We start from the raw sequence: 12,823 nt of genomic DNA, 5'->3' as shown, positions 1-12,823 counted from the left end.
GCCGCGCGGGTGCGCCCGGCCGAGGCGCTGCGCGAGGCGGCGGCGCCGGAGCGGCGGATGCCGCGGTCGCGGCTGCTGACCGGGCTGGCCTTCCTCGTCTTCACCGGGCTGTTCCTGGCGTTCGGCATCTCGATGGGCGGGCTGTCGGGGGCGGGGCTGGCGTTCGGCGGCGTGCTGACGCTGCTGATCGCGGCGGCCGCGCTCGGCCCCGCGCTGGTCCGGCCCCTCACCCCGTTCGTGGGAGCGCTCCTACGGACCTTCTCCCGGCGCACCGGGCAGCTGGCGCTGGCCAACACCACGGCCGCGCCGCGCCAGGTCGCGGCCGCCGCGGTGCCGATCGTGCTGATGGTCGGCTTCGCCGTATCGGCGCTGTTCATGCAGACCACCCAGCAGAACGTGGCGGCCGACTGGGCGGGGCAGCGGCTGACGGCCGGTCATGTGCTGCTGCCGCAGGAGGCGGAGGGGCTGCCGCCGGGCGTCGCCGAGGAGGCGGCGCGGCTGCCGGGCGTGGCCGCGGTCTCCTCGACCAGCACCGCCTGGGTGCGTACATCGGTGCACACCGACGAGGCGGAGAGCGTCACCGCGCGGGCGCTGGGCGCCGACGCCAACGTGACCCGCGCCCTCGACATCCACCTCAAGGACGGCGATCTGCGCGGGCTGACCGCCGGGCGGGCGGTCGCGGTCAGCGTGGAGCAGGCCAAGGAGTACGGCTGGAAGACCGGCGAGCGCATCCGGCTGCGGCTGCCCGACGGCACCCGGCGGGAGCTGACGATCGGCGCCCGCTTCGACCGCTCCCTCGGCTTCGCCGACCTCGTCGTCCCCGCCGCCGTGCTGCGTCCGCACACCCCCGACCCGCTGCTGGACGCCGTCTACCTGATCACCGGGCCGGACCACCGGCCCTCCCTGGACCGGGACCTGGCGCGGCTGACGCAAGCCTGGCCCTCGGCCCGGGCCGCCGACCGCGACCAGGTGAAGGAGGCCGGGGCCGCGGGCGCGGTGGACGAGACCTGGCCGGTCTATCTCTTCAGCGCACTCATCGCCGCCTTCACGGCCCTCGCGCTGGCCAACACGGTCGTCATGGCGACGCTCGTGCGGACCGGGGAGTTCGCGATGCTCCGGCTGATCGGGGCGACCCGGCGGAACGTCCTGGCCCTGGTCGCCTGGGAGAGCGTGGTCGTCGCGGGCTGCGGAGTGCTGCTCGGCGCGGCGGTCGCCGGGATCGTGCTGTCCGCCACCAGCCTGGCGCTGACCGGCGGCGTCCACATCAGCGGCCCGCCCGGATTCCTCCTCGCCGCGGCCGCGGGCGCGGTGGCCCTCGCGCTCGTCTCGGCCCTGGTCCCGGCCTGGCGGATGCTGCGCGAGCGGCCCGCGCGCTGAGCGACACACCCTGACGACGCGATGAACCACCACGGAGAGGAAGGCATCTGATGACGCTGCCGGATCAGACGGCGCGCATGACCACGCGGGGCGCGCTCCCCGCCATGCGGCTGGAGAACGTGACCAGGCGCTACGGCCGGGGGGACGGCACGGTCCACGCGCTGCGCGGCGTCACCGTGGCGCTGCCGCCGGGGTCGTTCACCTCCATCATGGGGCCGTCCGGCTCGGGCAAGTCCACGTTCCTGCGCTGCGCCGCCGGTCTCGACCGCCCCACCTCCGGCGGGGTGTTCCTGGGCGACACCGAGATCAGCAGGCTGCGCGAGCACAAGCTGACGCTGCTGCGGCGGGAGCGGATCGGCTTTGTCTTCCAATCGTTCAACCTGGTGCCGTCGCTGACCGCGAAGGACAACATCCTGCTGCCGTTCCGGCTCGCCGGGAAGCGGCCGGACCGCGACTGGATGCGGGACGTGGTGCACCGCACCGGGCTCACCGAGCGGCTGGGCCACCGGCCCGCCGAGCTGTCCGGCGGCCAGCAGCAGCGGGTGGCCGTCGCCCGCGCCCTGGTCACCCGGCCCGAGGTGGTCTTCGCCGACGAGCCGACCGGCGCCCTGGACCTGTCGTCGGGCCAGGACGTGCTGCGGCTGCTGCGGGACGTGGTCGACGGCACCGGCCAGACCCTGATCATGGTCACCCACGATCCGGGCGCCGCCGCGTACGCGGACCGGGTGCTGTTCCTCGCCGACGGCACCCTGGTCGACGCGATGGAGAACCCGACGCCGCAGCGGGTCGCCGACCGCATGGCCCGGATGGGGGCCTGACGGTGCTGCGCCTCGCTCTCGGCGGAATCCGGCACCACCGGTACGGATTCATCGGCGCGCTGTGCGCCTCGGCCCTGGCCGCGATGCTGCTCGCCGCGTGCGGAGTGCTGATCGAGTCGGGGCTGCGGGCGGTCCCGGAGACGGACCGCTTCGGTGCCACGGCGGCCGTCGTCCGCATGGATCCCGACCTGGTCGTACGGACCGGATCGGGGCAGAACGTCGACCATGAGCACTACCCCCTGGACCAGCCGCCGCGGATGAGCCGGAAGGCCGTCGACGCGGTGCGGGCGGTCGACGGAGTGGGCCGGGTGGTCGCCGACACCCCGTTCTACGCCCAGGCCGTCGGCCCGGAGGGGGTGCCGCTGGCCGGACCGGAGGACGGGCCCGCCCAGGGCCACGCCTGGGAGGCCGCCGCGCTGACCCCGTTCACGCTGCGCTCGGGGCAGGCTCCGGGCGCGGACGACGAGGTCGCGGTGGACGCCTCGGTCGCGGCCCGCGCGCGCCTGAAGGCGGGCGATACCGTACGGGTCGTCACGGACTCGGGGACGCAGCGGTTCCGGGTCTCCGGAGTCGCCGCGCCCGGCGGCCGGGACGGGCTGCCCGACCAGTCGGCGCTGTTCTTCTCCGCGGCCACCGCCGAGCGGCTGTCCCGGTCCGGCGGCGAGGCCGCGGCCCTGGGCGTCTTCCCCGCGAAGGGGGTCGACGCGGACGAGCTGGCCGGGCGGCTGAAGGACAAGCTCGACGAGCCGGGCACCAACGTGCTCACCGGCGACGCACGGGCGGAGGCGGGGGCGCCGGAGACCACACAACAACTGGACGACGCGACGCTGCTGTTCGGGCCGATGGCCGGGTTCGGCGGCTTCCTCGCCGTCTTCGTGCTCGGCGGCACCATCGCCCTCGGCGTCCTCCAGCGCACCCATGAGATCGCGCTGCTGCGGGCGGTCGGGGCGACGCCCTGGCAGGTCCGGCGCGTCGTCACCTGGGAGACGGTGCTGGCCGCGTGTCTCGGGCTGGTGCCCGGGTTCGCGCTCGCGGTGCCGCTGGCCACCGTGGTCCTGGGGACGCTGCGGGACCGCGGCTCGGTGCCGTCCGCGTACGAGCTGGTGGTGGGGCCGGTGCCGTTCCTGATCGCGGCGGCCGCGACCCTGCTGCTCGCCCTGCTCGCCGGGGTCTTCGCCGCCGGACGGGTCGCCCGCATCCGGGCCGCGGACGCGCTCCAGGAGGCGGCCGCGCCGCGCCGGATCATGCCGGTGACCCGGCTGCTGCTGGCCCTGGTGGCGCTCGGCGGCGGGATCGCGCTGTTCCTCGCCACCCAGCACATCGGCGGCGAGGTCGGGGTGGCCTTCCAATACCTGGTCGTGATGCTGCTGATGGGGGCCGCGGTGCTGCTGGGCCCGCTGCTCACCCGGGTGCTGGAGCCGCCGCTGGGCGCCCTGGTGTCCTGGATCGGCGCCACCGGACAGCTCGCGCACGCCAACTCCCGTACCTCGGTGCGCCGGGTGGCGTCGGTGGCGTCGGCGCTGATGCTCACCACGACGATGGCGTGCACGGTGCTGCTGGTCACCGGGTCGCTCAACCGGATCACCGCCGAGCAGACCGACCGCCGCACCCGCGCCGATGTCGTGCTGCTGCCCCGGGACGCGCCGGGACTGCCGCCCGATGTGGTGGCGGCGGCACGCCGGCTGCCGGGCGCGGAGGCGGTGGCGGCGACCCGTTCGACCACTTTCGTGTCGTACGTGCTGGGCACCCCGGACGTCCTGGGCGCGCAGGCGCTGGATCCGGCGGCCGCGGCCAAGGTGCTCGACCTGGGGCTGCGGGAGGGTTCGCTGACGAGCCTCGCGAAGGACGGCACGGTGGCGGTCAGCCGCACCCACGCCAAGGAGCACTCGCTGCACGTGGGCGACCGGCTGCGCGGCTGGCTCGGTGACGGTACGAAGGTGTCGCTGACCGTCGGCGCGGTATTCGACCGGCCGCTGGGGCTGGGCGACGTTCTGCTCTCCGACCGCTATCTCGCCTCCCATATGCATCAGAAACTGGATAACTCGGTGCTGGTGCGGGCGAAATCGGGTGAGGAGAAGCGGCTGCGGGAAGCAGCCGCGGCGCTGGTGCGCGACCATCCGACGGCAAAAGTGACGGATGTCGGGGAATACGCCTCCGCCACCCGCACCGCCCTCGCCCAGAACACCACCGGCACCTATCTCGTGCTGTCCGTGCTGGTGATGTTCACGGCGGTCTCGGTGGTCAACGGACTTCTCATGGGAACGGCCGAGCGGGCACGGGAGTTCGCGCTGCTGCGGCTGCTGGGCGCGAGCCGGGGACAAATCAGCCGCATGCTCTATCTGGAGACCTTCATCGCGGTCCTGATCGGCGCCGCGGTCGGCACGGCCATCGCCTGCGCGGGCCTCGCGGGGGCCAACGGGGCGCTCACCGGATCGATGGAATTCAGCATTCCTCCCGGCGGCTACACCCTGGTGCTCGCCGGAGTCGCGGCACTGGCCCTGGTGTCCACGGCCCTTCCGGCCGCATTGGCCCTGCGCAATCGGGCGGATGGAGTCCTTCCGGCGGCCTGACGCCATTTCACAGCGGACTAGAAAACCAGTTCGCAACCGGCGCCAAAGTTCGATTCAAGGCCGGCGCCGCACCATAGAAAGCGCAACACCCCAATGAGCCGTCGCAGGAGGGGGATTCCTGGTGCACCTCATGGAGATCTTGCGTTACCGACCGGTGCCGGCCTCCGCCGTCTTTTTCGGTATCACCCGAAGGTGCCCGCTGCACTGCAAGCACTGCTCCACCAGTTCCATGCTGGACAGTGAGGAATATCCGGAGCAGATGTTCCGGAAATTCGCGGAATCCTTCACACCGGAAAACCGGCCGGAGTTCGTGCTCATGTCCGGGGGCGAGGCGCTGCTACGGCCCCGTCTGGTACGGGAGATCGCCGAACTGGCACGTGCCGCCGGGTCCCGCTCCCACGTCCTCTCGGGCCTCTACTTCGCGGACCGCGGCCGCATCCCACGGCCGCTCAAGCGGGCCATCGACGCGGTGGACCACTTCTCGGCCAGCCTCGACCGCTTCCACGAGGAGGAGGTCCCCCGGGCCTCGGTCTTCCGGATCCTGCGGGAGCTGCTGGACGAGGGCAAGGACGTCAGCCTCCAGCTGACCGGCCTCGGCCCGGACGATCCGTATCTCGCCGACATCACCGCCGAGGTGCGGCGGGAATTCGACGACCGGGTGCCGATGCTGGTGGCGCCGATCAGCCCGCACGGGCGCGCCGACGCCTGGCTGCTCAAGCGCATGCCACTGCCCAAGTCCACCGTCGACCCCTCGCCCTGCGCGGTCTCCGCCTGGCCGGTGATCGGCTTCAACGGGCAGGTGACGGCGTGCGGCAACCAGGACGTGATGGACGGCAAGGTACCGCTGCCGCCCCATCTGTACCTGGGCCACATCGCCCGCGACGACTGGCCCACCATCAAGCGGCGCGCGCTGGAGAACCCGATGGTGCGGGCGATCCGCGCCGCCGGACCCGAATACCTGATGGACCGCCACGGCACCACCGGCGGCGAGGCCAGCAGCGGCGGCAATGGCGGTAGCCTCGGCGACGGATGCGGCAGCGCCGGATACTGCGAGACCTGCTGGGTGCTCTCCAAGGACACCGCAGTACCCCGGGCCGTCCGGGAGCTGGCCGACCGGCCCGCCACCCGACTGATCGAGCAGCAGACCGAATCCCTGCTGGTGGAGGCCGGACCGCTGGCCTTCGCCCGGCAGTACGGCATCGCCAAGTACGCCGACCTGGTGTCCCTGGGCCACGATCCGTCGCGCAGAACGCCCGCGGGGAGCCTGGCATGAGCCGGCTCGGCCACCGCGAGGTGCTGAGCATCCGGCGCACCCGGGGCGCCTCGGTGCTGCTGTTCATCACCGACCGCTGTCCGGTGGGCTGCGCCCACTGCTCGGTGGACTCCCGCCCGGACAGCCCGCGGATCACCGACCACGCGCTCTTCGCCTCCATCGTCGACCAGCTCGCCGCCCTGCCGGAGTTGCGGATGGTGGGCATCTCCGGGGGCGAACCCTTCGTCGAGCGGCGCGCCCTGGCCCTCGCGGTCAGCCGGCTGGCCGCCGCGGGCAAGCACGTGGTGCTCTACACCAGCGGCTTCTGGGCCCGCAGCGACCACGCCCCGCAGTGGATCCACCGGGTCCTGGAACAGTCGGCCTCCGTCTACCTGAGCACCGACGCCCACCATGTCGCCAGCCAGGGCCCCGAGCGGTTCCGGAACGCGGCGCGGATCATCGCCCGGCACGGGCTGCCGATCGTCGTCCAGGCCATCGACGAGGGCGACACCCTGGACCGCACCCGCGCATCGCTCACCGCGGCGCTCGGCCCGGACTGGGCCGACCACGCCGAACTGGTGCCCACCCACGGCCTTCCGCACGGCCGGGGCGCCGGTCTCTACGCCCAGCCGGTGCGGCACGCGGGGCGCTCCTTCGGGCCGTGCGACGTCGTGGACGCCGCGGTGGTGCGCTACGACGGCCGGGTCACGGCCTGCTGCAACGAGTCCGTGATCATGGGCGCGGGCCCGGCGGCGCTGCGCCGGGACTGCACGGACGGCTCCGATGTGGCGGCCGCCGTCACCGACTTCACGAACGACTCCTTCTTCACCGCGCTCGGGACCGTCGGCCCGGGCCCGCTCACCGGCCTCCCGGGCTTCAGCGACCTGGCCGACCGGCAGTTCTCATCCATCTGCGGACTGTGCTGGACGATGACGAAGCGCAGGTCCGCGGGAGAAAACGACCGGATGCTGGCGGCGATCGCCACCCTGAATTCCTAATCCACGGGTTCATCCACGGGAACATCACGGAAAAGGCGTTCTGATATGACACGGCACAGCCAGGCCCTGCGCGTCAAAACCGGCCTTCTGCTCCCCCAGCTCATGGCGACGACCCGCAGGCTGTGGAATTCCCCGCGACTGAACGAGCTGTATCCCGAATACCTTTGCATGTTGCACAGTTCGATTCGCTCGACGGTGCCGCTGATGGAATGCGCTGTGGCCCGCTGCCGGGAGCTGGCCGATGACGATCCGGTCGCCGCCGCACTCGTACCGTACTTCACCCGGCACATCCGCGAGGAACAGGGCCACGACGAATGGCTCCGGCAGGACCTCGCCGCGATCGGATGCGATCCCGACGAGCCGCTGCGCCGTCTTCCGACCGCTTCCGTGGCCAATCTGGTGGGCGCCCAGTACTACTGGATCCAGCATTACCACCCGGCCTGCCTGCTCGGCCATATCGCGGTCCTGGAGGGAAATCCGCCGTCCGTGGAGCTGGTGCCGGAGCTGATGCGCCGCACCGGATTCCCGCGGACCGGTTTCCGCACCCTGGAGCGCCATGCCGCGCTCGACATCAAGCACCGCGACGAACTGATGCGCACCCTCGACGAGGCGCCGCTCACGCCGGAGCTGGTCACGGCGATCGGGCTCAGCGCTCTCCATTCCATCGACGCCGCCAACAACGCGCTCGCGACGGTGCTCGATGCCCATCCGGCAATGACGACCGCCAACGCCTAGGTCCGAGGAGGGACATGGGGGACGGGAGCGGCAGATCGCCGCCCGAACAAAAAGGCAACGGCGCGACCCGAGAACTTCCCGCACCACTCACCCTACGAAGGAGATTCACCATGTCGTTCGACGCTCTCAAGGAACTGGCCGCCGCGGGGCACAACTTCAAGGGCGCCAACCCGCAGCAGCTGGAGGCCATCTCCTCCCTCAGCCAGGAGGAAGTGACCCTGCTCAACTCCATCAAGCAGCGCCTGGACTCCGCCGAGGACGTCGTCCCGCACGGCGTGGACGCCCCGCTGAGCGGCGCCTTCGTCTGGTAACCAACCGGACACCGTGAGGAAAAGGGCCCAGGCGGTGTACCGCCTGGGCCCTGCGGCCATTGCCCATACCACCCATGACCTCCGTGACGGCCGCCAAAAATTTATAACGGGCACCAAAAAGACGGGGAAGGAAACGCGGGGATATGCAGTTCAGTGTGCTCGGCCCGCTCATCGCCACGACAGCGACGGGATCCGTACCGCTGGGTCCGCACAAACAGCAGCTTCTGCTCGCCGCACTCCTCTGCCGGCCCGACCAGGTCGTCTCCGTGGACCACCTGGTCGACGCCCTGTGGAACGAGGACCCGCCGAAGAGCGCGGCCAAGAACATCCAGGTGTACGTCCACCATCTGCGCCGTACGCTCGCGGCGGCCGACGAGACCGCCCGGGTCGTCCACCAGCGCCCCGGCTACCGGCTGGCCATCGACCCCGAGAAGATCGACACGGTGCGCTTCGAGCACACCGTCGACCTCGCGCGCCGCGCGGCCACCGCGGGCGATCCGGCCCGCGTCGACCGGCTCACCGGCGACGCCATGGCGCTGTGGCGGGGCCGCCCCTTCACCGGTCTCGAGGGCCCGGCCCTGCTGGAGGACGAGGCCGCCCGCCTGGAGGAGCGCCGACTGTCCGCGCTGGAGGTGCTGTTCACGGCGCGGCTGGGCCTGGGGCTCTACCACGAGGTGCTGGAAGAGGTCGAGCCGCTGATCCTGGCCCACCCGTACCGGGAGCAGCTGCGCGCCCAGTACATGCAGGCCCTGCACGGGGTGGGGCGGCAGAGCGACGCGCTCATCGCCTTCGACGACGCGCGCCGCCTCTTCTCCCTCGAACTCGGTCTTGAGCCGGGCACCGTCCTGCGCCGCCTCCAGCAGGACATCCTCGCGGGCACCTCCCCCACCCCCGCGCCGCGCGACTCCCTGTGCGCGACGCCCCCGCAGGCGGCCGCCCCCGCAGGTCGGGACACCGCCGCCGTCCAACTGCCGCCCGGTCTCGCCGACTTCACCGGGCGGCGGCGCGAGCTGGCCGACCTGTTCCCGGACGTCCAGGCCCATACGGCGGAGGCGCCCGCCCCCTGGCAGATCACGTTGATCACCGGCCGCCCGGGGGTGGGCAAGTCCTCGCTCGCGGTGGCGGCCGCGCACGCCGCCGAAGGGGCGTTCCCCGGGGGCCGGTACTACGTGGACCTGATGGATCCGCAGGGCCGCCCCAAGGACGCCTCCCAGGCCCTGGCCGAACTCCTCCAGGAACTCGACCACGCCGCCCCTCCCCTGTGCGAGCTGAGCGAACTCCTGTGGCGCTACCGGGCCCACGCCGACGACGCCGAACCGGCGCTGGTGGTGCTCGACAACGCCACCAGCGCCTCCCAGGTGCGGCCGCTGCTGCCCAACTCGCCCGTCTTCACCACCCTCGTCACCAGCTGCACCCCGCTGGCCGGGCTGGACGGCGCCCACGTCGTGGAACTGGACCCGCTGCCGCCGGAGGACTCCCTGGCCCTGCTGCGGCGCATCGTCGGCGCCCAGCGGGTCGCGGACGAACCCGGGGCCGCCCGGCGCATCGTGGAGGCGTGCGAGGGGCTTCCCCTCGCGCTGCGCATCGCGGGCGGACGGCTGGCCGCGCACCGCCGCTGGCCCATGGCGGGGCTGGCGGACGCGCTGGAGTCGCCGGACCGGCTGGACGAGTTCGCGGTCGGGGACGTCGATCTGCGCAAGCGCCTGATGCGCGGCTACGCGTCCGCCGGGGAGGCGGACTGGTCGGCGGTGCGGCTGCTCGCCCACGAGGGCGAGTTCTCCTTCCGGGAGGCGCTGCACCGGCTCGGCGCGGGCCCCACCGAGGCCCGGCGGGTGCTGGGCAGACTGCTCGACGCCCAGCTGATCGGCTTCGCCCCCGACCCCGGCCCGGACGGCCACTGCCGGTTCCGGCTCCCCCGCCTGGTGCTCGACCTGGCCCGCGACCAGATGCGGGCCGACGTGGAGCTGCTGGGTCTTTAATTCACCCCTTTTGCGGCGGTTCGCCTCCGGGGCGCCTCAGCCGGTGTCGACGGTCGACCGTGCTCGACTCCTCGTTCCTCGGAGTCTCCGCGCGCTCTCCCTTTCGACACCGGCGCGCCCCTTCGGCTCTCTCGCCGGAAGAACGGGGTTGCCCGAGCACAACGGGCGCCCTAGGTCACCCCTCCCCGCTCAGCAGCTCCTCCAGCGCCCCGACCAGCCGCCGCCCGGCCTCGCGACGTTCGCCGCGCAGCGCGGCGAGCGCCCGTACGAGCCCCTCCGCGCCCAGACTGTCCGCGCCGGGCCCGCCCTCCGACGGGTGGGTCCGGCGGCCGTGGCGTACGAGCCGCAGCGCCACCGACGCCTGGGCGCTGAAGAGCGCCAGCAGGTCCATGGCCGCCAGGGTGGTCCGTACCTCCCGGCTGCGGTCGAGGACTTCGAGGACGCCCAGCACCTCGTCCCCGTGCAGCAGCGGCGCGGCCATCAGCGCCCGCGGGACGTAGTCGGTGGACTCGGCGAGGTCACGGGCGAAGCGCTCGTCCTCGTCCACGTCGTCGACCTCGATGGGCTGACGGGACTGGAGCACCCAGCCCGCCACGCCGCGCCACGCCGGGAAGCGGCGGCCGACGAGATCGCCCTCCCCCTTGCCGGAGACGGCCTCGAAGACCAGGGCGCCGTCCCCCTCGTCCAGCAGGAAGATGGAGCTGGCCTGGGCGTCGAAGATCGCCCGCGCGGTCTCCACCACGGACTGGAGCAGCAGCCGGTGTTCGGCCTCGGGCTCGTACGCGGTCATCTAGGCCCTCCTGACGTTGGCCGAGGCGAGGAAGAGCGCCTGCTTGACCTGGAACGGCGTCATGTCCGGGTGCTTGCCGAGGATCCGGGCGCACATCCCGGCCACGTGCGGGGTCGCGAAGCTGTTGCCGGTGCAGCGGCGGGTGGTGCCGCCGGGCCAGGCGGCGGGGACGCGGACGCCGCGGGCGAAGAACTCCACCGGTGGGGCGGGGTTGTAGAGCAGCAGATCGGGGCGGTCCTCCTCGTGGCTGCCCACGGAGATCACCGAGGAGAACCGCCACGGGAAGCTCTCCACCGGCATGTTGTGCGCGGAGGCGACGAGCAGGCTGCGGCCGAAGTAGGCGCGGTCGGCGATCTCGTGCAGGGCCTGGGCGAACTCCCGGCGGGTCGTGGACAGGCTCATGTTGATCACGTCGTAGCCCTGGTCGACCGCCCAGCGCACGCCCTCGATCAGCGCGTCCCCGCTGCCCCGGTAGCCGGAGCGGAGCACCTGCACGCTGTGCAGTTCGCACTCCGGGGCCATCATCCGGATGATCGACGCGCAGGCGGTGCCGTGTCCGCAGGAGTCGCCACCGGCGTCTGCCACGACCTCCACCCCGCCGCCGACCGCGTCGCGGACCGTGTGCGAGGACGCGACGGGGCCCACCGAGGGATGGCCGACGTCCACCCCGCTGTCCAGGACGCACACGCGCACGCCCCGGCCGTCGCCGCCGCCCCAGGCCCAGTCGGCGCCGCCCGCGCCCGCCCAGTCGGTGCGGATCTCGATCTCGGCGCGGTCGCGGCCGAGGAGGCTCCAGGTGAGCCGTGCGCCGATGGTCGTCATGTGCCCCTACCCCCGCGGGTGCCCGGGCCTCCGAGCGGGCCCGTGTCCCCGAGCGCGGCGGCGAACACCGAGGCCCGTTCCGCCCCGACCAGATGGCCCTTGGCGGTGAAGCGACGCCGCGCCTCACCGGCCGCCGCCACCGCCTCGCGCTCCCGGCCGAGCGCGGCGAGGGCCTTGGCCCGGTCGAACGCCGCACCGGCCAGGCACACCGGCGCATCGGTCCTGCGGGCCGCGTCGAGGGCCCGGTCGAGGTGGTGGGCGGCGGTGGCCGCGTCGCCGTCCGCCGCGGCCAGCCGGGCGCGGATGCCGTGGACGTCGGCGGCGGCCGCGGGCAGGGCGTCGAGGTCGGTGTCGAGCAGCCCGCCGACCAGCCGCGCCACCTCGTCCTCGGCGCCGCCGCGGGAGAGCAGCACCCGGGCCAGATCACGGGTCGCGGTGGCGTGCAACTGCCCGTCGCCCAGCCGCTCCAGCTCGGTGCGGGCGGCGCGCAGCAGCCGTATCGCGTCGTCCCAGCACCCCGCCGACTCCTCCACGGTGGCCTGGAAGAGGTGGACGGCCGGTACGGCGAAGAGGTGGCCGAGGTCGCTGAGGGTGCGTACGGCGTCGGCGAGCAGCCGCCGCGCCTCGGCGTGGTCACCGCGCATCGCCAGCAGGGCGGCCATCGGACAGGACACCGTGGCCCGCGCCATCCGGCGCCCGGCGAGCAGGTCGTCCAGGAACTCCCCGCAACGGCTCAGCGCCACGGGCGCCGGTTCCGGGCCGAGCCACAGGGAGACGGCGAGCGCGCCCAGGATCCCGGCGCGCTCCAGACCGGCCCCGGCGCGGACCGATTCGTGCAGGGCGCGGGTCAGATGGCGGGCGGCCTCACCGTGCCGGCTGCGGCTCTGCCGCTCCTGGCCGATGGCCAGCCAGGCGCGGGCCAGGCCGAGCGCGTCGTCGGATCCGGTGAAGACGGCGACCGCGTCGCGGGCCGCGTCGAGGACGGTACCGAAGCCGTCCGCGCCCGGTTCGAGGTACGCGAGCTGGAGCCGGACCCGGGCCTCGACGCCCCGGTCGCCCGCGGCACGCGCGTCGGTGAGCAGCTGCCGCAGCGCGCCGACCGCCTCGGCCGCGTCCCCGGCGGCCAGCCGCGCCTCGGCGAGGGCGGTCCGTACGGCGAGCCCGGCGTGGG

General features: G+C 73.3%; 10 protein-coding genes and 1 pseudogene. 8 read left to right on the top strand and 3 right to left on the bottom strand.

Translation table 11 applies throughout. The annotated features are described in order from the left end of the window. The 8 genes from EEJ42_RS40410 to EEJ42_RS40375 all read left to right on the top strand — a co-directional run. Nucleotides 1-1,377, top strand: a 1,377-nt coding sequence (locus EEJ42_RS40410; RefSeq protein ID WP_148082196.1) for an ABC transporter permease, incomplete at its 5' end; no start/stop codon positions are given. 50 nt (nucleotides 1,378-1,427) lie between these two features. Further along, complete coding sequence (locus tag EEJ42_RS40405; RefSeq protein WP_246097672.1) at nucleotides 1,428-2,195, top strand: ABC transporter ATP-binding protein; 768 nt, start codon at nucleotides 1,428-1,430, stop codon at nucleotides 2,193-2,195. A 2-nt stretch (nucleotides 2,196-2,197) separates the two neighbouring features. Continuing rightward, nucleotides 2,198-4,765 (top strand): FtsX-like permease family protein, encoded by a 2,568-nt coding sequence (locus tag EEJ42_RS40400; protein ID WP_123107127.1) that lies wholly within the window; start codon nucleotides 2,198-2,200, stop codon nucleotides 4,763-4,765. A 130-nt stretch (nucleotides 4,766-4,895) separates the two neighbouring features. Then, nucleotides 4,896-6,038: a radical SAM protein gene (locus EEJ42_RS40395; protein ID WP_148082195.1), complete on the top strand. Its 1,143-nt coding sequence runs from the start codon at nucleotides 4,896-4,898 to the stop codon at nucleotides 6,036-6,038. Then, complete coding sequence (locus tag EEJ42_RS40390) at nucleotides 6,035-7,015, top strand: radical SAM protein (protein WP_184503499.1); 981 nt, start codon at nucleotides 6,035-6,037, stop codon at nucleotides 7,013-7,015. Before EEJ42_RS40395 ends, EEJ42_RS40390 begins: the two co-directional genes overlap by 4 nt. A gap of 102 nt (nucleotides 7,016-7,117) precedes the next feature. Beyond that, entirely contained in the window at nucleotides 7,118-7,750 is a 633-nt protein-coding gene (locus EEJ42_RS40385) for an iron-containing redox enzyme family protein (protein ID WP_246097670.1), read from the top strand. Between the two features lie 110 nt (nucleotides 7,751-7,860). Continuing rightward, a complete protein-coding gene (locus EEJ42_RS40380; RefSeq protein ID WP_039937244.1) occupies nucleotides 7,861-8,061 on the top strand; it encodes an aroma-sacti cluster domain-containing protein in 201 nt (66 codons plus the stop codon). Nucleotides 8,062-8,204: 143 nt separating this feature from the next. Beyond that, nucleotides 8,205-10,040: an AfsR/SARP family transcriptional regulator gene (locus EEJ42_RS40375; RefSeq protein ID WP_123107123.1), complete on the top strand. Its 1,836-nt coding sequence runs from the start codon at nucleotides 8,205-8,207 to the stop codon at nucleotides 10,038-10,040. 175 nt (nucleotides 10,041-10,215) lie between these two features. On the opposite strand, the gene EEJ42_RS40370 is transcribed toward EEJ42_RS40375, so the two are convergent. The 3 genes and pseudogenes from EEJ42_RS40370 to EEJ42_RS51465 all read right to left on the bottom strand — a co-directional run. Further along, entirely contained in the window at nucleotides 10,216-10,830 is a 615-nt protein-coding gene (locus tag EEJ42_RS40370; RefSeq protein ID WP_123107122.1) for a GAF domain-containing protein, read from the bottom strand. Further along, nucleotides 10,831-11,652, bottom strand: a complete 822-nt coding sequence (locus tag EEJ42_RS40365) for a S8 family peptidase (protein WP_123107121.1) — start codon at nucleotides 11,650-11,652, stop codon at nucleotides 10,831-10,833. Further along, a pseudogene (locus tag EEJ42_RS51465) lies at nucleotides 11,649-12,823 on the bottom strand (adenylate/guanylate cyclase domain-containing protein); the annotation flags it as partial. The gene EEJ42_RS40365 and the pseudogene EEJ42_RS51465, both read right to left, overlap by 4 nt.

It is taken from the genome of Streptomyces botrytidirepellens (genome assembly GCF_003721215.1).
Taxonomy (GTDB): domain Bacteria; phylum Actinomycetota; class Actinomycetes; order Streptomycetales; family Streptomycetaceae; genus Streptomyces; species Streptomyces himastatinicus.
This window is presented reverse-complemented; position numbering and strand designations above follow the sequence as displayed.